Below are 20,530 nucleotides of genomic sequence, written 5' to 3' on the forward strand. Positions count from 1 at the left end.
CCTCCAGGTGGACGGCGATCACTGCATGATCGGAGGGACCACGCATTCTCGCACGCGATCATGACGCGATCGCCGTCCGATCAGGACCGTCGCCGCCTGCCCGGAGCCACACCGAGAACGCTCGTGAGCGATACGTACCCGAACCCCCGCGAATCGGAGCTGCGCGGATTGTCGCCGAGCACGAGCATCGAGCCCTCGGGCACGAGCACATCGCCGCCGACCACCGCACGCAGGCCCGCCGGCACCGGATCGCCGGGCAACGCCAGTACGCGCTTGATCATCCAGGGCGGGTCGCCCGGCAGCCCGCGCGGAACCATCGCGAAGACCACGACGTCACCGAGCCTCGGCGACCGGCCGACCCACGCCAGGATCCGCTGCCCGTCGTTGAGGGTCGGCATCATGCTGACACCGTCGACCTCGATCAGCCGCAGGCGGCTGCGCGCGAGGACGAGAAGCACGACGGCGAGCACCGCGACGGTGACGGCGATCACGAGCCCACCCGCGCGTCCTGGTAGTCGGCGGCCTGGAGTTCGAAGAGGCGGGCGTACTCACCGCCGAGGGTCATGAGGGCGTCGTGGTCGCCGTTCTCGATGACCACTCCCCCGTCGAGGACGACGATCTCGTCGCACCGCCGCAGAGCGCTGAGCCGGTGCGACACCATTAGACTGGCGCGGCCCCGGCGCAGGTGGCGCAGGACTTCGGAGACCTGTTGCGCGGCCTCGGCGTCCAGGCTCGCGGTCGGCTCGTCGAGGATCAGCAGGTCGGCGTCCTCGCGCAGCAGCGAACGCGCCAGCGCGACCCGCTGCCACTGCCCGCCCGACAGGGCCGCACCGTCGTCGGCCTCGTCGTCCTGGAAGGAGCGGCTCAGCATCGTCCGGTACGCCTTCGGCAGCCGTTCCAGCGCCTCGTCGATGCGCGCGAGTCCCGCGGCCGTCCTGATCCGGGGCAGGTCGTCGAGGTACCGGAGGTCGCCGAGCCCGATGTTCTCCGAGGCGATCAGGTCGTAGGCCATGAAGTCCTGGAAGACCGCGCCCATCCGCCGCCGCAGCGCGGCGACGTCCAGTTCGCGCAGATCGACGCCGTCCCACAGGACCCGGCCGCGTTCGGGATCGTAGAAGCGGCAGGCGAGTTTGACCAGGGTGGACTTGCCCGCGCCGTTGACGCCGACGAGCCCCATCGACGACCCGGCCGCGACGGTGAAGCTGACACCGCGCAGGATCCACGGGCCGTCAGGGGTGTAACGGAACCACACGTCCTCGAAGGTGAGCCCGGTGTGCAACGGCTCCACGGGACGCGCCCCGTCGGCCTGCTCGCCCGGCGACGGCTCGCGAGGGTGGACGAGGGACACGTAGTTCCCGAACAGCCGCATCCCGGTGCCCACATCGCCGAGCTGGGACATGATCCCCGACAGTCCACTTTGGAGCGACGCCATCGCGCCCAGGTACAGGACCACGTCGCCGAGGGTCAGCTCGCCGCGCAGGACCCCGCGCACGGCGACGACCGTCCCGGCCAGCAGCACCAGCGCGCTCGCCACCGACAGTCCCGACTGCGCCGTCGCGGTGCGCCGCCCGGCGCGAAGCTCGATCCCGTTCGCCCGCCGCAGAGCCGACAGCATCCGGCCGCGGAACAGGTCGCCGAGGCCGAACAGCCGCAGTTCCCGCGCCGCCCGCACGTCGGTGAGCAGCACCTGGAACATGTAGCGGGTACGGAAGATCGAGGTCGCCTCCTCCGTCGCCCGCGCGCGCTGCCGCGCCAGGCCCACCTGGATCACCAGCTCGGGCAGGGCCGCGGCCAGCAACAGCCACCCGACGGTCGGCTCCACCGCGAACAGCACGCCCGCGAAACCGACGACGCTCACGAAACCGTGCGCGGTCGCCATGGCGAAGGTCAGCAACGCGAACGGGGCCTGCTCGGCGGCCTGCTGCGCCAGTTCGAGGCGGTCGCGGAAAGACGGGTTCTCGAAGGGCGCGATGCCCACGAAGGAGTTGACCCGCCGGTACAGGTCGTCGCCCGCCACCAGGCCGATCGCGGCCTGCGCGACCGTCATCAGGTGCCCGAGCGCGTACCCGACGGCCCCGCCCAGCGCGACCGCCACCGCGCTCGCCACGGCGACGAGGAGCGCGCGCTCCCCGTCGGCCTGCTGGCCCCGGCTCAGTTCGTCGAAGAGGAGCTTGCTCGCCCACGCGCCGGCCACCGGCAGCATGCCGCCGGCCACGGTCAACACCGAGATCGCGAGCAACGCGCCCTTGTGGCCGCGCCAGGCGAGCCGGAGCGCGACCAGAGCCGCCCTCATCAGGCCGCGCTGCGCGCCCGCGCGCGTTTCGGCAGGCCGTGCGACGCGGCCGTGACCTTGCCGTCGACGAGGGTCAGGACGGCGGGATAGGCGCCGACGGAGAGGACGTCCATGTGGACCTCGTCGCGGTCGAGGCCGACCTTCAGCCCGGAGGGCAGGGTCGCGGCGAGCGCCCGGGAGTCCTCGTCGGCTCCGACGACCAGCGCCACGGCGCCGGGCTCGGCGAGCGCGGGGTCGTCGACGAGACGGGCGATGAGGTCCCGGCACGGCTCGCAACCCGGTGACACCACGAAGATCTGGCGCCTGCCGTGCGCGAGGGCGGCGGCGTCGATGGTCTCGCCGTCGGTGGTCGTGGTGTGGAAGCCCTCGATCGTGCTGCCGATCTCGGGAAGGGTGTCGCCGCCGCCTCCGGACTGGCCCTGCTCGATGGTGCGCAGCTTCTTGATCACCGCGAGGGTGAGGCTGAGGTTGAGCACGGCGACGCAGGCGACCAGGACGAGGCCGGCGGTAAGGACAACGGTCATGACGACTCCTCGCAGAAGAGCAGGTGGGACGGACGTGCCGTCCCACCTGGGGGGTTCTAACAGACCGCGCCGGTGCCCTGCTTGTCGCACTGGGAACCGGTCTTGTTGGTGCAGGGGCCGTTGCAGCTGATGGTGCCGTACTTGTAGACGCGGTAGACGCGGCCGCTCTGGCAGACGCTGGTGGCGTAGCCGCAGCAGCGGCTGCCGTGCTCCGGGACGCAGGCGCCGGCCTTCTCGGTCTTGAGAAGGAAGGAGAGCATCTTGGTGCCGAGCTTCGTCATGCGAGACCTCCGGGGAGTGGGGCTGAGTTCGTGCGGCTAGACGATCTCTCTCGCACCTGTCGTGGGGCTGTACAAGTTCTGTAATCGGGGGTGGGAGGGGGCAGCGGCAGGGAAGTGGTCCGCCGGTGCCGTCCCGGGCGCTCGACGACACGGACCGACAGGTTCTCCAGTCGATCGATCGCCGCATGAGCATGTCAACCAGCCCGCGCCGGTCCGGGGCACGGAGTTTCGGAGGTCGATGACGCGCCGGCATCCCACCACCGCTTCGATCCGCATCCATATCGCCTGCATGGCGATAGCAGACACTTCCATACACCGAACCGGATGAACCCGATGAAACCCACAAAAACTACCAGCCTAGCATTTACAGGCAGTGAACCCTTTCGCACAAACTGTCCAGATCTATTCGACTCGACACCAAGAAAGAACCACCATGGCTGAGATACCCGCCACGAAGCCTTGGCGGCACCGCGCCAGTGCCATGCCGTGGGTGCCGGGCAACACGGCGCAGATCCTGCCTCATCTGCGCGCGCTGCTGGAGGACATCGAACGCCAGCCGTACCTGGACCGACCTTTCACCTGGCCGATCACAGGATCCACAACGACCATTCGACAGGCTCTGCAGAGCCTGGGCGGGTCCGGACTCGTCGAAAAGGGCAACGGCGTGGCGACGTTGACTCCGGAAGCGGGAACCTTCCTGGAGACGAACGACAGTTCATATCTCCTGATGGTGTTCCACGCCAACGTACGTTTCGTGGGTGAAGCGATCCACTCCTTGGACACCCCACGGACTCACGAGCAGCTGAACGACATCGCAGCCGCTGAGTATCAGATGGCCTGGACATCAATGGATCAGGTCCGACGGCGGACGGCTTGGGCCCGCGCCGCTGAACTCGTGGAACTCTGGCGTTCGGGGAACCAGCTCGTGCTGACCGAACTGGGCCATGAGTTTCGATCCAGGATCCGAATCGCGAGTTCAGACGATCTTCCAACGGTCTCGGCCACAACAGTGGAGACCCCGACCATCGCTGCGCCCGGCCCGGAGATCGCGGCACTCGTTTCCAGTCTCGACACACAGGCGCTCGCCAACCGCAAGAGCGCGGTCGGGTACGTTCCCGGCAACGGACTGCACGACAGTCTGCGAGACCTGGTCAACATCTCGTCGCCGTCGATCACCTTCGAGGACTTCCATCGCTCATGCGTGGAGAACTTCGGCATCGCCGACAACTCCGCGAGGCAGACACTGGTCAACCTGCGCTCACTGGGGATTCTCGAACAGACCGCTCTCGACACCGTTGGTCCGACAGGCTGCGGTCAGGAGTGGATGGCCTCCGACGAGCCCGCCGACCTGGTGAGAATCATCCACAGCAAGGTCTCGCTGGTCGCCGAGGTCCTGCTGGCCCTGTCCACCACGGACAAGGTCGACACGGCCTCCATCCACGCCTGGCTCACCAGTCGCTACGGAACCGCGGCGGTGACGCGCAGCGAACTCACCACCCGCCTCGTGCTGCTTCGTGAGTGCGGAATGGTCGAGCGAATCACCCATCTCACGTACCGCCTATCCCCGCGGGGTCTCGCCTTCCGGAACTCGATCCCCCTGTGGCAGCCGGCCGCCGACCCGGGCTCGGCGGCCGACGATCTCAAGCCCGCCGAGGCGGAGTCTCTCGCCGCAAAGCTGCTCGTCTCATCGGTCGGCGGCGACAGTAACCGCTTCGAGAGTCTGACCGCCGAAGCCTTCGGGCGGCTGGGTGCGAGCATCGAGTACACCTCGGACCGTGACTATCCGGTCTTCGTAGCGACGTTCTGGTTGTCCCCCACGCAAAGGTCACGACTGCTCATCGCCGCTCGTTCAGCACAGCCAGGCGAGCTCGGCGAGGACTTCGTCCTCGACAGACTGGAGACGTACCGACGGCAGTACAGGGCGAAGATGGCCGCGATCGTCGCCCCCGCCTTCGCCCGGGAGCTGTCTTCCTGGGCGAAGGAAAAGGGCGTCTTGTCGATCACGGCCGGTGAACTCGGGCTTCTGGTCGATCGGCACGCCGAGATTCCGGTCCACGCCGAACGGACCCTTGAACTCCTGGGCTCTTCGGATACAGACGCGATCTGGGCCTCCGAAGAGCGCTCGTTCACCGTCCTGAGCCGAGTCGTACGAACCTTGTGGGACAGCGGCAATGACCCTGAAGAGGTCAAGTACAACAGCGGAAGCCTCAGCTTGAACGAGATCTGGCGCGCCGCGAGGAAGGACCTGGATGCGCCGCTGGACAAGCTCGAGGTCACCGAGGTGCTTCAACTGCTGTCGCACCCGAACGTCCAGGGCGTCGTCGAATCCGCAGGCGGAGGATTCAGCATGGCCGACACGCCGACACATGTCGCCGCCCGGCTGCGAGCGATGGCCGCCAAACTGGAACTCATATCCCCTTCGACGAGGCCACCAACGCGTCCATCCCCACCACGCACGATCCCCGCACCACGAGTATCGAGCCCGGTGCGCGCCGGCCGCATCAGAGCCTGGGCGCTTGAGAACGGCTTCCGTGTCGGAAAGCTGGGAAAGCTGCCCAAGAGCGTCGTCGAAGCGTTCCACGCGCACCACTCAACGGATTCGCCGTAGGCACCGGTCGACCAGTGCCCACTCACAGATCCGGACGCCCAGCGCCTGGAACCGCGCCGGGTCGCGGTTCCGCGATGTACACCATGCCGATCGTCGCGGCCTGACTTCTACCGCCACACGACGGTGCGACCACGGTCAGCGCCAAGCTTCGACAAGCTCGTCGGGCCCATAGGCCGCATGCAGACCGGCACTGGTGACGCCGCTGCGAGAAACCGCGACAAGCGGAAGCGGCTCGACACCGTACGCGACACGATGGCGTTGGAGCGCCACGAGATCATGGTTGTCGAACGGGGAGTTCTCCAGCCATTTGATCGATCCGAGGAAATGGACCTGCTTCGCGATCGGTGCCCGGTCCGCACCGACCAGGTCGATCTCGACGTCGTTTCCCCGGGTCCAGTAGGCTCCGACCACCGCGGACGCGGGCAGACCGTCGATGGGCTGCAACCGGGCCAAGCTCTCTCGGATAAGGGGTTCGACGGCTCGACCACGCCATGACGTCCATCCGACGCGGATCCTCCGCAACGCCAGGTCCCCACGCATCCGCTCGATCTCAGCCATGTGGGGTTCCAGGAACGTCAGCCAGAACCGCAGGTACGGGTCGACGATCCGGTACCGCCGCTCCTTCGAGGGACGGGTGGACAGTGGCAGTTCACCGATGACGATCCGCTTCCCGATCAACAGGTCCGTCGCACGGGTGAGGGTGGAATGTGCGATACCGCCGGCCGCCCGGGCGATGTTGGTGAACGTCCTCTCACCCGACCCGATCGCCCGCAACACCTCCCCGGCCATGGCCTGCGGCGGGAACTCCGCCGCGAGCGACCGCTCCGCCGAGACCAGCAACGCCGACGTCGGGTTGTCGAGAGCGGTTCCGAGAAATTCCCATACCGACGTCCCCGGCAGCCAGTCGCGCGCGACCAACGGCAGTCCGCCCGTGATCAGGGCGGCATCGAACGCCGTGGCGGCGTCAAGATCGAGCATCTCGGCCAGATCAGCGGGCCCCAGGGGTCCGAGAACCATTTCGGTGCCCCGCTGGTGGAACGGACGGCGATATTCGTTGAGCGCCTCCATCATCGACAGGTCGGATCCGACCAGCAACAGCAGAACGGGCTTGCGCCGAAGATGCCGGTCCCACAGCCGTTGAAGCTGTCCCTCAAAGGCGTCGACACTGTCCATGAGATACGGAACCTCATCGATGACGACTACGGAAGGACGGTCGTCGGGCAGGATGTCGGCGAGGAGCCGAAGCGCCGCGTTCCACTGACCGGGCGCCTCGTCGATGAACAGACCACGTTCCGGGAGGCCGGACTGCGCGACCGCGTCGCACAGTTCGGCAAGCTCCGCGTCAGCCGATCCCCCGGCCGCCGTGAAGTACACCGAAGGCGCCCCACTGACGCGGAGAAACTCCTCGACGAGGCTCGACTTACCCACCCGGCGTCTTCCTCGGATCAGCAGGCAACGCCCCGGCTCCGACGAGCCGATCCCGTCACTGACACGATCGAAGGCTTCCCGCAGAACCGCGAGTTCACGACGCCTGCCGATGAATGCTTGCACCCAGCGATACTACCAGTTGCGATAGTATCGGTGCCGATAGCATTGGGGCCTAGAACCGCGCCGGCTCCCGGTTGCAGGTTTGGCACCACCACCACACTGCGCCAGCCCGCGCCCGCCCGTGTGTACTAGATTCACACCTGCCCAGCCATCGTCCTGCCTGACAACGAATCCACATGCAGCATGATGGACAGGCATCACCGATTGTGGAGGCGGAGGGCGTATGGCATCGGGTGATCTCGTCGGGGGACGCTACCGCAGGCTCGAACTACGCGGTGGCGGAATGGGCACTGTGTACCGCGCCGCGGACGTGACGAAGTCCACGGGCGAAGCCGACTCGATCGTGGCGCTGAAAGTCGTCCTGCCCCTTCACGAACCCGTCGATGCCATCAAACGGCATGGAGCCGCCAAGGACCTGGAGCGCTTCCAGCGCGAGATCCGGATCATGCAACGACTCGACGCCCCAGGTCTGCCCCGCGTTCTGGACTCCGGCCACGATGAAGCCAGCGGTCAACCCTACCTGATCATGGAGTACATCGACGGACTGACCCTGAATGATCTGGTGGGCGACGCACTCCCGGTCGGACCCGTCGCAGCCATCGGCGCGCAGCTCGCCGACGCCCTCGCGGTCGCGCACCGAGCGGACATCCTTCACCGCGACCTCAAGCGCAGCAACGTCATGCTCCTGCCGAACGGCCGGGTCAAGCTCATCGACTTCGGAGTAGGCCTGCCACTGGACCTTCCCGGCATCACCAGCAGCGGCACAGTGGTGGGCTCGAAGAACTACATGGCTCCCGAACAGCTGTCCGGCGGGAATCTGGATGGCCGAACAGACCTGTACGGCCTTGGTTGCCTCCTCTACGAACTTCTGTGCGAGCCCTCCGCCTCACCGTTCACCGCTCGTCGGGCCGAGCAGCTGGCTGTCGGGATCGACGTGCCGATCCCGGCACTCACGGATCTGCGTGGAGACGTCCCTCCCCGTCTCGCCATCCTTGTGGCCGCCCTCCTCGATCCCGCTTTGGCCGGACGTCCCGAAACCGCCGAGGCGGTGGCCGAGGCCCTGTGGGAAGTCGTCAGGACCACTGCGGCCACGGCTCTGCCCGCGCGCTTCCGAACCGGCGACCCCGCCGCCTTCCTGCCCGACACGCCGACAGCGGACCACCCGTCGTACGCCGTCAACGACGAGGCCACCTCTGACGCCTCCTTCCTCAACGTCTTCGAGCAACGCACCAGACTCGTCGAGGAGTACGCGAACTTCACGGGCGGCGGCGTGATCATCGATGACCCCCGCATCCAGAAGTACCTCGACAAAGGAGCCGAGGACCGCGAGCAGTGGCCCGACCCGTACGTGGCGCTCAATCCCGCTTTCGCCGCTGGTGGAACCGTCCCCGAACTGATTGCCGATGGCCTCCTACACGACGGCTGCGATGCGATCTTCCGCTTCGACAAGAAGTCGGGGGTAGACAAGCCGCTGGGTCTCTACCGCCACCAGCGCGAAGCCCTTGAGGTCGCCTCCCGCGAGGACCGGCCCTCCTACGTCCTCACCACCGGCACCGGCTCCGGCAAGTCGCTGTCATACCTGTTGCCGATCGTCGACCGGGTCCTGAAGGGCAAGAAGGGTCCAGACGACAAGCGCATCCGCGCGATCCTCGTCTACCCGATGAACGCCCTTGTCAACAGTCAGATGGAGGAGCTGGAACGATTCCTCGGAGACGGCTTCGGCGAAGGCGCCGAACCGGTCACCTTCGCTCGCTACACCGGTCAGGAGGGTCAAGAGAAGCGGACCGAGATCCGCGCGAATCCACCCGACATCCTGCTCACTAACTACGTGATGCTGGAACTGATGCTGACCCGCAGAGAGGACCGCAAGGTCATCGCGGCCGCGAAAGGACTGGAGTTCCTCGTATTCGACGAACTACACACCTACCGAGGCCGCCAGGGCGCAGATGTCGCGTGGCTGATCCGCCGCCTCAAGCAAGCCTGCGAGGCCCCCGACGTGCAGTGTGTGGGAACCTCGGCGACCATGTCCACCGGCGGAACCGGCCGGCAGGAACGCAAGAAGGAGGTCGCAGGCGTCGCCGGCCTCATCTTCGGCCGCGAGATCCGCCCCGAGCACGTCATCGAGGAGACCCTCGTCCGTGTGACCGTTCCCGACGCCGAACCGGTCACCGCACAGCATGTGCACGCCACCGTCCTCCCGCCGAAGTACGAGGATCTGCGTGCCCATCCACTCGCCGCCTGGATCGAGGACGAGTTCGGTCTGGCCCGCGCTTCGGACGGCACCTATGAACGGCGTCCGCCGATCACGGTCGAGGCCGCCGCGGAAGAACTCGCCAGCCAGACCGGCACCTCCGTCGAAGAGTGCGACGCCGCGATCCGCCGCCTCCTGCTCCATGGCGCCAAGACGCCCGGAAGGCCGCTGTTCGCTTTCAAGTTGCACCAGTTCCTGTCCAAAGGCGACCACGTCTACGCCACCCTCGACACCGAGAACCGCCGGTACTTCACCCGCGACTATCAAGTGGAACGGCCCGGTGGAGAGCAGGAGATCTACGTCCCGCTCTCGTTTTGCCGAACCTGCGGCCGCGATTACTACTCGGTCTGGCGCGATACCAGCGGCCCGGTACCCCGCTACACGGCCCGCTACCAGATCGAAGTGGCCGAAGACGACCACATCGCCGAGGGCTACCTGCACATCCGCTCCGATGAGGAGTGGCCGGCCGCAGACACCGACGAACTCCTGGAACGACTCCCCGACTCCTGGATCGAATTCGCCGCCGGTGGGAAACCGGTGGTCAAGAAGGCACGGGTCGGCGACGTTCCCCGAGCCGTGGCGGTGACCCCGCAGGGCTTCGAGATCGCCGACGGCGCCTCCGCCACCTGGATTCCGGGGCGCTTCCGCTTCTGCCTGTCCTGCGGGGTCGTCAACGAGCGCCGCCGATCCGGCGACTTCGCGGTTCTGGCAACGCTCAACCAGGAGGGGAGGTCGACCGCGACGTCGGTTCTGTCCGCGGCCATCCTGCGCGAGCTGCGGAACATGCCCAAGGCGGACCAGAAGTTGCTGTCCTTCGTGGACAACCGGCAGGACGCCTCGCTCCAAGCCGGGCACTTCAACGACCTCGTACGCCACGTCCTGCAACGCGCCGCGCTGCACCTCGCGCTCAAGGACCGACCCGCCGATGAGCCGTACCTCCGCAGCGAGGACGTGGCGACCGCGGTCGCCACCGCCATGGGGCTGAACCACGCCGACTACGCCGAGAACACCGGCGAGTACTCCAGCGCACGCCAGGAGACCACGGGGGTGTTCCGGCGACGACTGGACCTGCTCCTGCACGCCGACCTCGGCGGCGGTTGGCGCATCACCCTGCCGAACCTCGAACAGGTCGACCTGCTGCACGTCCACTACGCCGACCTAGACGAGCTCTGCGCCGACGAACCCCGCTGGGCCGGCGTGCACCTGCTAGCCGACGCCACCGCAGCCAAGCGGGCCGAGATCGTCACCACCGTCCTCGACGCGATGCGCCGGGAACTGGCCATCGAAGTGGACTGCTTCCGGCAAGAGAGCTTCGAGCAACTCGCCGCCGCCACGAACCGCCGCCTGAGCGAGCGCTGGAGACTGACGCCTTCCGATCGTCCACAGCAGACCATCGTCTACCCGGGATCCGGCGGGGGCTTCGATGACCGCCTGCTGAAGTTCTTCTCTTCACGCGGCAAGGTCGGCGCCTACCTCCAGCGAACCCTCAACGAGAAAATCAAGCTGGAGGACCGCGACCTCATCATCGCGCAACTCCTGCGTCTGCTCGCCGAGGTGGGAATCCTGACCGAGACCGCGCCAGCGCCTCGGCGCTTCGTGCGGGGAGCGACCCGACAGGCGCACACACCCGACCGCAACGGCTACCGTCTCAACGCCGCCTGCCTGCGCTGGCGGCTCGGCCCGGGTCTGTACGGCATCCACGACCGGCTCACCACGACCCGGCCCGACGACAGCCGCCCCGAAGTCAACCGCTTCTTCCTGAACCTGTACCGACGGCCGACCGACACCCTGAACCACCTGTGGGCGCGTGAGCACACCGCTCAGGTACCGGCGGATCTGCGAGAGAAGCGGGAGAAGGACTTCCGGTCCGCCGACCTGCCGGTGATGTACTGCTCCCCGACGATGGAACTCGGCGTCGACATCGCGTACCTGAACGCCGTACTGATGAGAAACGTACCGCCGACCCCGGCCAATTACGCGCAGCGCTCGGGCCGAGCCGGGCGCCACGGGCAACCGGCGCTGATCGTCACCTACTGCGCGACGGGAAACTCCCACGACCAGTACTACTTCAAGAACCGGACGAAGATGGTCTCCGGCTCGGTCACTCCACCCCGCCTCGACCTGTGCAACGAGGATCTGATCACCTCGCATATCCAATCGATCTGGCTCACCGAAGCAGACATCTCCCCGGGCAAGGACATCCCGTCGACAGTGGACACTTCTGCCTTCGACGACGAGGACTTCGCCCCCGACGCGAAGATGCCCCTCTTCGACGATCTGAAGGAGAAGAGCCGGCAACGGGCGCCCCTGGACAGGACCAGACGCAAGGCCTCAGAGCTTCTGGAGCCGCTGAGGTCCGCTCTCGTAGGGACGACCTGGTGGGACGAAGCCTGGCTGGACGGCGTCGTGAAGCGAATCCCCACAGACTTCGACCACGCCTTCGAACGCTGGCGAGGTCTGTACCGAGCGGCGAGCACCGACGTCCGTGAACAGTTCAACCGAAGTATCGGCTGGCAGCTACGCCAGCGGGAACGCGACGAGGCGGCCCGACGTGAGCGCGAGGCCCGCGCCCAGCTGAGGCTGCTACGCAACGGTGGCGGGGACCGGAACACGATGAGCGCCGACTTCAACCCGTTCCGATACCTGGCCAGTGAGGGATTCCTGCCGGGATACTCCTTCCCCAGGCTCCCGCTCGCCGCGTTCATCCCTGGCGGGGACCGGCGCGAGGGCGACTACATTCAGCGCTCGCGTTTCATCGCCATCACCGAGTTCGGTCCCAGCGCCCTCATCTATCACGAGGGCGAGCGTTTCGAGGTCCGCAGAGTGCAAACGGACAGCGACAGCAACGGGGAGCTCGTCCTGCGGAGAATGCGTCGCTGCGGGGTGTGCGGCTGCGCGCACCTGCCCGACGAACTGGCCGACCGCTGCGAAGTATGCCGCGCCGACCTGACCGAGTTGGACACCAATCTCCTGGAACTCAAGACCGTCTACACCGAGAAGCGCGACCGGATCACCTCCGACGAGGAGGAGCGGCACCGGGTCGGCTACGTCGTGGAGACCGCGTTCAAGTTCGTCGACCACGGCGAGCGCCCGGGCCGCGTGGAGGCGCGTGTACGGGACCGCGACGGCGGTGACGTGGCGACCTACATCTACGGTGACGCCGCCCTGGTGCGCCGGGTCAACCGGCGCCGGCGCACGCAGAAGGACGATGGCTACTTCATCGACCCGGTGACGGGCCGCTGGCTGGGCAAGGGCGCGGCTGATCGCGCGGTCGGCGACGCCAGCGAGGTCGACGACGAGGACAAGACCACGGTCCGCAAGCGCGTGATCCCGTTCGTTGAGGACACCCACAACATCGCGCTGCTTCGCCTGGCCGAGCCGGTGGACCGCGAGACCGCGCTGTCGGTCATGTATGCCCTGGAACGCGGCATCGAAGCGGCGTACCAGCTGGAAGACGTGGAGTTGTCCGCCGAGCTGCCCAGCGGAGACGATCGCACCGAGTTCCTGCTGTTCGTGGAGTCCAGCGAGGGCGGCGCCGGTGTCTTGCGCCAGTTCGAGAACGACCCGCCGGCGCTGGCGCGCGCGGCCCGGGCCGCCTTGGAGATCTGTCATTTCGATCCTGACGCGCAAGCCATGACCGACCGGAACCCCGACGGGTGCGCCAAGGCCTGCTACGACTGCCTGCTGTCCTACGGGAATCAGTTCCATCACCGGCTCATCGACCGGCACTCTGCCTACGAGCTGCTACGGCGGCTGGCGGAAGGCACTGCTCTGAGTTCCGGGAAGGGCGAGTCCCGCACCGGCCGACATCAGCGCCTGACGAATGCAGCGGAGTCGAGTCTCGAACGGCACTTCCTGGACGAGGTGAAGCGGCACGGTTTCCGGCTGCCCACCGAGGCGCAGGTGAGTCTGCCGGAACTGGGCTGCCGCCCCGATTTCGTGTACCGCCTCGACGGTGTCGATGTCGCGGTGTTCGTCGACGGTCCCCATCACGCCGGCGCGAGCCGAATCCACCGCGACACCGAGGCGGAGAACCGCCTCATCGACGTCGGCTGGGAGGTGATCCGTTTCAGTCACAAGGAAGTCGACGACTGGATCGGCGTCTTCCGCCGGCACCGCAACGTCTTCGGTCCCGGCTTGACCGACACGCCCGAACCCAGCGAAGGAACCCGATGACCGTGTACACCCCGGGCACCTTGGTCACCACCCGCGCCCGCGACTGGGTGGTCCTCCCCGAGTCGACATCCGAGATGCTGGTCCTGCGGCCCCTCGGCGGTTCCGACGACGACATCGCTGCGGTCTTCCCGGACCTGGAGCCGGGCGGGGTCGCCGAAGCGACCTTCGCGCCGCCCACGCCCGGCGACCTGGGCGACGCGGCCTCGGCGGGTCTGCTGCGCACGGCGATGCGAGTGGGTTTCCGTTCTTCCGCGGGACCGTTCCGCGCCCTGGCAGGCCTTGCGGTGGACCCACGCGCCTATCAGCTCGTTCCACTGCTGATGGCCCTGAGGCAGGAAACGGCCCGGCTGCTCATCGCAGATGACGTCGGTGTCGGCAAGACCGTGGAGGCCGGACTCATCGCCACCGAGCTCCTGGCCTCAGGAGAGGCCTCCGGTCTGGCCGTCCTGTGCTCGCCGGCGCTGGCCGAACAGTGGCAGGACGAACTGCGGCAGAAGTTCAACATCGACACCGAGTTGGTCCTCGCCTCGACGGTGAACCGGTTGCGGAGGACCCTCGACCTCGGGCAGACCATCTTCCAGAAGTACCGGCACGTCGTGGTCTCCACCGATCTGATCAAGAACCCCAAATACCGTGCGGAGTTCCTGAAGAACTGCCCGGACCTGGTGATCGTGGACGAGGCGCACGGCTGCGTGGCCTCCGACGACGACAAATCCACCCAACGCAACCAGCTGCGCTACGAACTCCTCCAGCAGGTCGCCGCCGACACCGGCCGGCACCTCCTGCTGCTGACCGCCACCCCGCACAGCGGGAAGTCGGCCGCGTTCCGCAACCTCCTCGGCCTCCTCCACCCTCGCCTGTCGAATGTGGACATCGACACGGATGCGGGCCGACGGCTCCTGGCGGAGTACTTCGTGCAGCGCAAACGCGCCGACATCCGCCACTACCTTGACGAGGACACCGAGTTCCCAGCCGACAGGCTCTTCAAGGACGAAACCTACAAGCTCACCCCCGGCTACCGTGCCCTCCTGGACGCCGCCATCGACCACGCGCGCGGCAAGGTCACCGGCGCCAGGGGACGCGCCGACCGGCGCTCCGAGCGCATCGCCTGGTGGTCGGCGATCGCGCTGCTGCGGTCCCTGGTGTCCTCACCGAGGGCCGCTGAACTGACCCTGCGCACCCGCTCGGCGGCGGCGATGGCCGAGACCGCCGAGGAAGCCGACCTCCTCGGCCGTCCGATCACTTTGGACAGCGTCGACGACGATCGCCTGGAGGGCATCGACCTCGCACCTGGAGCCGACTACGACGAGGCCGCCGCCGAGGTCCTGAAGCAGCTCGCCGACCAGGCCGCCGCGCTCGAAGGCCCAGACGCCGACGCCAAGCTCGCCGCCCTCATCAAGCACGTGAAGCGGCTGCTCGCCGAGGGCTACAGCCCCATCGTGTTCTGCCACTACATTCCCACCGCCGAGTACGTCGCGGAGCACCTGCGCGAGGCACTGCCCGGCAAGGTCCTGGTCGAGGCCGTCACCGGCACCCTGTCGCCGCAGCAGCGGCTCCAGCGCATCGCCGACCTGGCCACCGCGAGCATGGAGAACCCCTCCGCGCGCAAAGTACTCGTCGCGACCGACTGCCTGTCGGAGGGCGTGAACCTCCAGCACCATTTCGACGCCGTCGTCCACTACGACCTCGCATGGAACCCGACCCGCCACGACCAGCGCGAAGGCCGCGTCGACCGCTTCGGGCAGACGCGGGACCAGGTTAAGGTCGTGACGGTCTACGGAGCCGACAACGGCATCGACGGCAAGGTCCTCGACGTCCTGATCACCAAACACCGCAGGATCCGCAAGGAACTCGGCATCAGTGTCTCGGTGCCCGACGAGGCCTCAGCCGGCGTCACCGACGCCATCGTGGAATGGCTGGTGCTGACCGACCGCGACGACCGCGCCGACCAGCCTGGCCTCTTCGAACTCGCCGACGTCGAGCAGACCCTCGACAAGGAGTGGCAGTCGGCCGCCGACCGCGAGAAGCGCACTCGCGCACGGTACGCGCAGAACGCGATCAAGCCCGATGAGGTGAAGACCGAGATCGACACCGTCCGCGATGTCCTCGGCGCCGCCGCCGACGTGGACCTGTTCACCCGCCGGGCGCTGCGCGCCTACGGCGGGCTCATCACCGATACCCCCGAAGGCTTCACCGCCGACGTCACCACCACCCCCGTCGGGCTGCGCGACACCCTCGGCACCGCCCTCGGCGGCGACACCATCGACAAGGGCAAGCCGGTGGTGTTCCGCGTCAACCCGGCTGTCCCGCGCGGGGAGGCGGCCCTGGTTCGGACGGATCCGGCGATCTCCGCGCTCGCCGCTTACACACTCGATACCGCATTGGACAAAGACCTGCCGAGCAACGAACGCCCGGCCCGGCGTACCGGCGTGATGCGAACCGACGCGGTGAGCGTCCGTACGACTCTGCTGTTGGCGCGGTTCCGCTTCCAGCTCGTCCTGCCGTCCCGGCACGGCGTCCGCGACCTTGTGGCGGAGGACGTGCGACTGCTGGCCTTCACCGGCTCGCCGGACAGGGCTGTGTGGCTCGATCACGGCGATACTCTGAAACTCCTCAACGCCGAACCGAAGGCCAATGTGGACCGGAGTTTCGCGGAGAACTCAGTCGCACGCATCCTGGACACCCGCGACGCCCTCGACGAGCACCTCGCCGAGACTGCCGACCGGCTCGCCGAAGAGCTGTACAGCGCGCACCGGCGGGTGCGCGAGGTCGGCGGTGCGGGCCAGCGGAGGCTCGGCGGCCTGCGAGTGACGCCCCAGGGCACGGCCGACCTGCTCGGTGTGTACGTATACCTGCCCGTCTCGCCCGGAGGCGCCTGATGGCCACTGTCTCGACACAGTTCACCTCGCTCACGACCGTTGGAGGGCTGCTGCCCGCGGACTTCCTACTGCGGGTCGCTGAGGGGCGCGGGCTGGCGCACACAGCGCCGGCGGACTACCGGGTGGTGGGGTCGCGCGGGGTGGACGACGCGGCGGAGCGGCGCTGGTCGTACCTGCTGTCGGCCTGGCGCGAACTCCGTAAGGCGGGAATGAAGCTCCCCGCAGAGTTGAAGGAGGGCGAGGCACTTTCCGATCCTTCGGGCAGGGCTCGCGACGAGTGGCTACTGCCGCTGTTCGACGAGCTCGGGTACGGCGGACTGCCGACGGTGGCGGGCGGCGGGATCGCCGCCTCTGACGACGACGGGCGTACGAGTTTCCCGATCACCCACCAGTGGGGGCATGTGCCCATTCAATTGGTGAACTGGGCGACCGACATCGACGACCGATCGGCCTACGCGCTGACGCAGGAGTGCCTGAACAGGTCCGATGACAATCTGTGGGGCATCGTCTCCAATGGACGGACCCTGCGACTGCTGCGGGACAACTCGGCGCTGTCCGGACCGGCCTATGTGGAGTTCAACCTCGCGGACATCTTCGAGGGCGAACTGGTCGCGGACTTCGTGCTGCTGTACCGGCTGCTGCACGCGACCCGGTTCCGGACTGAAGGGGATGCGCCGGCCTCGACGTGTGTTCTGGAGACCTGGCGCGGGGAGGCGATCCGCACGGGAGTGCGGGCCCTGGACCAGTTGCGGGACGGGGTCGAGACGGCGATCCAGACCCTGGGGACAGGGTTCCTCGCCCATCGTGCGAACAAGTTGGACCCAGACGACACCAGGCTCGACAAGGACGAGTTCCACCACGCGGTGCTGAGGTTGACCTACCGACTGCTGTTCTGGTTCGTCGCGGAGGAGCGGGGGGTTCTGCACACCGAGGACACCGATTCCGCCGTGCTGGAACGGTACCGGGAGTACTTCTCCAGTGCCCGACTGCGGAGCCACGCCCGGAAACGGCGCGGGAGCAGGCACGTGGACCTGTTCCAGGGGGTGCGGTTCGTCCTCGACGGACTCGGTGATGAGGAAGGGCTGGAGACACTCGGGCTGCCGGGGCTCGGCGGGATCTTCGACCGGACCGAGGGCGACCGGCTGCTCATCGGGAAAGAACTCTCCAACGAAGCGCTGCTGGCTGCCGTGCGATCCCTGGCGGCGGTGTACGACAAGGGTGCGCGGAGATGGCGGGCGATCGACTACCGGCACCTGGACGCCGAGGAACTGGGGTCGGTCTACGAGTCGCTGCTGGAGCGGGTGCCGCAGTTCGTGCCAGGTGAGCGGCGGTTTGTGCTGGAGACTCTGGCGGGGAACGAGCGGAAGACGACGGGGTCGTACTACACGCCGTCCTCGCTGATCGAAAAGCTTCTGGATACGACGCTCGACCCGGTGATCGACGCGGCGGAGAAGAAAGGCGGGGACGACCGGAAGGCGATCATCCGGGAGCTCCTGAGCCTGAAGGTCTGCGACCCGGCATGCGGGTCGGGGCATTTCCTAGTGGCGTCGGCGCGGCGGATCGCGAAGCGGGTGGCGTCGGTGAGGCATGAGACGCCGGAGCCGACGCTTGAGGAGACGCGGGAGGCACTGCGGGAGGTCATCGGGCGGTGCATCTACGGGGTCGACCTGAACCCGATGGCGGTGGAGCTGGCGAAGGTGGCGCTGTGGATGGAAGCCATGGTGCCGGGGATGCCGCTGGGGTTCCTGGACGCGCATGTGAAGCGAGGGAACGCACTGATCGGGGCTTACCCGAAGCTGATGAATGAGGGAATCCCGGACGATGCATGGACCGCGATCGAGGGGGATGACAAGGCCGTCGCGCGGGAGCTGAAGAGAGACAACCGGAAGCAACGGGCATCGGGGCAGATCGGCCTCTTCGGAATCGGGGCTGCGAGCGCAGACGCTTCGAACACTGGAATCGCGGCCGAACTGCTGAAGATCACCCAGGCTCCGGCACGAGACCTCAGGGCGGTACACGCCCAAGAGGCCGACTATCGGATATGGAAAGCTTCGCAGGAAGTCGCCAAGAGGCGGCTCCTCGCAGACACATGGTGCGCAGCCTTCTTCTGGCCGAAGCAGGACGACGGGATGTATGCACCGACGGAACAGCGGTACCGGGAACTTGCGGCGGACATTAAGTTGCCGATGGACACCGAGGCGGAGGTCCGTCGGCTCGCGGAGGAATACGCGTTCTTCCATTGGCATCTGGAGTTCCCGGAGGTGTTCGAGGTACCTGACCATGGGCTCGGGGCCGAAGAACAGACGGGGTGGACTGGGGGGTTCTCAGCGGTGGTGGGGAACCCGCCGTGGGAACGAATCAAGCTTCAGGAGCAGGAGTTCTTCTCCCAGCGGCACGCGGAGATCGCCGAGGCACCGAATGCGGCCGCCCGCAAGCGGATGATCGCAACACTGTCCGAGACCAACTCAACGCTCTACCAGGAGTTCGAGAGAGCGAAGCGGGAAGCGTCGGGACAGTCGCACTTCACGAAGGCCTCGAAGCGATTCCCACTGACTGGCACCGGAGACATCAACACCTACAGCGTTTTCACCGAAACCGATCGGGCCCTGACAGGCCATCATGGCCGAACTGGGGTCATTGTCCCGACCGGGATCGCGACTGACGCAACAACACAGCATTTCTTCAAAGATCTCGTCACGACCGGTTCGTTGGTCGCAGTGCACGGCTTCGAGAACGAATCGCTGATCTTCCCTGAGGTGCACCATGCCTTCAAGTTCTGTCTTCTAGTCACGGCTGGGGGTGGTCTACGCGAACCTGAAGCAGAGTTTGTCTTCTACGCGCGCAGCACGTCCGAGCTTGACGATGCCGATCGGACCTTCAATCTTAGCCCTGACGAGATCACCCTCCTTAATCCAAACACCGGCACGTGCCCTGTGTTCCGCAGCCGCCGCGACGCCGACCTAGCCCTTGAAATCTACGAACCACCTCGCACCGTGCTGATTCGAGACGGGGTACAGAACAGCAATCCCTGGCAGCTTGACTTCCAGACTCGCTTGATCCATATGGCCGAGGACTCGGAACTCTTCTTCGATGCAGATAACGCCACACGGATTCCTGTATACGAAGCAAAGATGATGCACCATTTTGATCATCGCTGGGCCACTTATGATGACGGCACCATTCGCGACCTTGGATCAGCCGAGAAACAGTCGCCTTCAACAGCGGCCATACCTCGATACTGGGTGTCCTCAACCGAGGTCACTTCCCGGCTCACAGACAAAGGCTGGAATCAGCAATGGCTCCTCGGATGGCGCGATATTACACTTCCCACAAACGAGCGGACAGCGATCAGCTGCATCCTGCCACCGTCGGCGGCATCACACACAATCCCGATAATGTTCCCGTTGCTGGATCCACCGACCGCTGGCGTCGCACTCACCGGGATCATGAACTCGTTCATCCTGGACTACTGCACTAGGATCAAGCTCGGCGGCACCCACCTACAGCTGTTTACCCTCAAGCAACTACCATTCCTGAGCCCTGAAGTCGTCAAGCCGCATCTGTCGTTCATTACTGCCCGAGTGTTGGAACTTACCTACACCACCTATGACATGGCCCCGTTCGCGCGAGACGTTGGCGACGACGGCCCGCCCTTCGTCTGGAATGACGACCGCCGCTTCGTCATCCGAGCAGAGCTGGATGCACTCTTCTTCCACCTCTACGGGATCACTCGCGAAGACGTGGACTACATCATGGAAACCTTCCCCATCGTCAAGCGGAAGGACATCGCCGCGCACGGCACCTTTCGCACGAAGGACTACATCCTCAAGTACTACGACCAGATGGCGGCGGCCGGCGTCTCGACCACCGTCCCACCTGTCGACGGGGAGAACTTCACCTCCGAACTCACCCCTCCTCCGGGCCACGGACCTCGCCATCCGGCGGAGGAGGGGTAGCAGCTGCGGGGTCA

9 protein-coding genes are annotated in these 20,530 nt (G+C 66.6%); 4 read left to right on the forward strand and 5 right to left on the reverse strand.

What is annotated here, in order from left to right; translation table 11 throughout:
* Positions 1–80: 80 nt before the first annotated feature.
* Genes HNR73_RS03710 through HNR73_RS03725 form a run of 4 tightly spaced genes read right to left on the reverse strand, consistent with a single transcriptional unit; the run spans position 81 to position 3,098 of the window.
* Positions 81–491, reverse strand: a complete 411-nt coding sequence (locus HNR73_RS03710) for a S26 family signal peptidase (RefSeq protein WP_239122011.1) — start codon at positions 489–491, stop codon at positions 81–83.
* Positions 488–2,293, reverse strand: coding sequence for an ABC transporter ATP-binding protein (locus HNR73_RS03715; RefSeq protein ID WP_184785844.1), 1,806 nt, complete (start codon positions 2,291–2,293; stop codon positions 488–490). The genes HNR73_RS03710 and HNR73_RS03715 overlap by 4 nt, the downstream gene beginning before the upstream one ends.
* Positions 2,293–2,817 (reverse strand): hypothetical protein, encoded by a 525-nt coding sequence (locus HNR73_RS03720; protein WP_184785845.1) that lies wholly within the window; start codon positions 2,815–2,817, stop codon positions 2,293–2,295. Before HNR73_RS03720 ends, HNR73_RS03715 begins: the two co-directional genes overlap by 1 nt.
* Positions 2,818–2,873: 56 nt before the next feature.
* Positions 2,874–3,098: a hypothetical protein gene (locus HNR73_RS03725; protein ID WP_184785846.1), complete on the reverse strand. Its 225-nt coding sequence runs from the start codon at positions 3,096–3,098 to the stop codon at positions 2,874–2,876.
* A gap of 433 nt (positions 3,099–3,531) precedes the next feature.
* Between HNR73_RS03725 and HNR73_RS03730 the strand changes: the two genes are divergently transcribed.
* Entirely contained in the window at positions 3,532–5,706 is a 2,175-nt protein-coding gene (locus HNR73_RS03730; RefSeq protein ID WP_184785847.1) for an Lsr2 family DNA-binding protein, read from the forward strand.
* Positions 5,707–5,841: 135 nt separating this feature from the next.
* Here HNR73_RS03730 and HNR73_RS40610 read toward each other — a convergent pair whose 3' ends face one another.
* Positions 5,842–7,257, reverse strand: a complete 1,416-nt coding sequence (locus HNR73_RS40610) for an ATP-binding protein (RefSeq protein ID WP_184785848.1) — start codon at positions 7,255–7,257, stop codon at positions 5,842–5,844.
* Between the two features lie 220 nt (positions 7,258–7,477).
* Here HNR73_RS40610 and HNR73_RS03740 point away from each other — a divergent pair, with 220 nt between their 5' ends.
* From HNR73_RS03740 to HNR73_RS03750, 3 genes are read left to right on the forward strand one after another with little or no spacing between them, the layout of a single operon-like run.
* A complete protein-coding gene (locus HNR73_RS03740) occupies positions 7,478–13,681 on the forward strand; it encodes a protein kinase domain-containing protein (RefSeq protein ID WP_203685915.1) in 6,204 nt (2,067 codons plus the stop codon).
* A complete protein-coding gene (locus tag HNR73_RS03745; protein WP_184785849.1) occupies positions 13,678–16,560 on the forward strand; it encodes a DEAD/DEAH box helicase in 2,883 nt (960 codons plus the stop codon). The genes HNR73_RS03740 and HNR73_RS03745 overlap by 4 nt, the downstream gene beginning before the upstream one ends.
* Complete coding sequence (locus HNR73_RS03750; RefSeq protein ID WP_184785850.1) at positions 16,560–20,516, forward strand: Eco57I restriction-modification methylase domain-containing protein; 3,957 nt, start codon at positions 16,560–16,562, stop codon at positions 20,514–20,516. The genes HNR73_RS03745 and HNR73_RS03750 overlap by 1 nt, the downstream gene beginning before the upstream one ends.
* The last annotated feature ends 14 nt before the right edge of the window (positions 20,517–20,530 follow it).

Source organism: Phytomonospora endophytica (assembly GCF_014202425.1).
Classification (GTDB): domain Bacteria; phylum Actinomycetota; class Actinomycetes; order Mycobacteriales; family Micromonosporaceae; genus Phytomonospora; species Phytomonospora endophytica.

What these genes read in the sequence shown, in the direction of transcription:
- HNR73_RS03715 (WP_184785844.1), bottom strand. Translation starts at nt 2,293, where the DNA reads ATGAGGGCGGCTCTGGTCGCGCTCCGGCTCGCCTGGCGCGGCCACAAG.
- HNR73_RS03720 (WP_184785845.1), bottom strand. Translation starts at nt 2,817, where the DNA reads ATGACCGTTGTCCTTACCGCCGGCCTCGTCCTGGTCGCCTGCGTCGCC.
- HNR73_RS03725 (WP_184785846.1), bottom strand. Translation starts at nt 3,098, where the DNA reads ATGACGAAGCTCGGCACCAAGATGCTCTCCTTCCTTCTCAAGACCGAG.
- HNR73_RS03730 (WP_184785847.1), top strand. Translation starts at nt 3,532, where the DNA reads ATGGCTGAGATACCCGCCACGAAGCCTTGGCGGCACCGCGCCAGTGCC.
- HNR73_RS03740 (WP_203685915.1), top strand. Translation starts at nt 7,478, where the DNA reads ATGGCATCGGGTGATCTCGTCGGGGGACGCTACCGCAGGCTCGAACTA.
- HNR73_RS03745 (WP_184785849.1), top strand. Translation starts at nt 13,678, where the DNA reads ATGACCGTGTACACCCCGGGCACCTTGGTCACCACCCGCGCCCGCGAC.
- HNR73_RS03750 (WP_184785850.1), top strand. Translation starts at nt 16,560, where the DNA reads ATGGCCACTGTCTCGACACAGTTCACCTCGCTCACGACCGTTGGAGGG.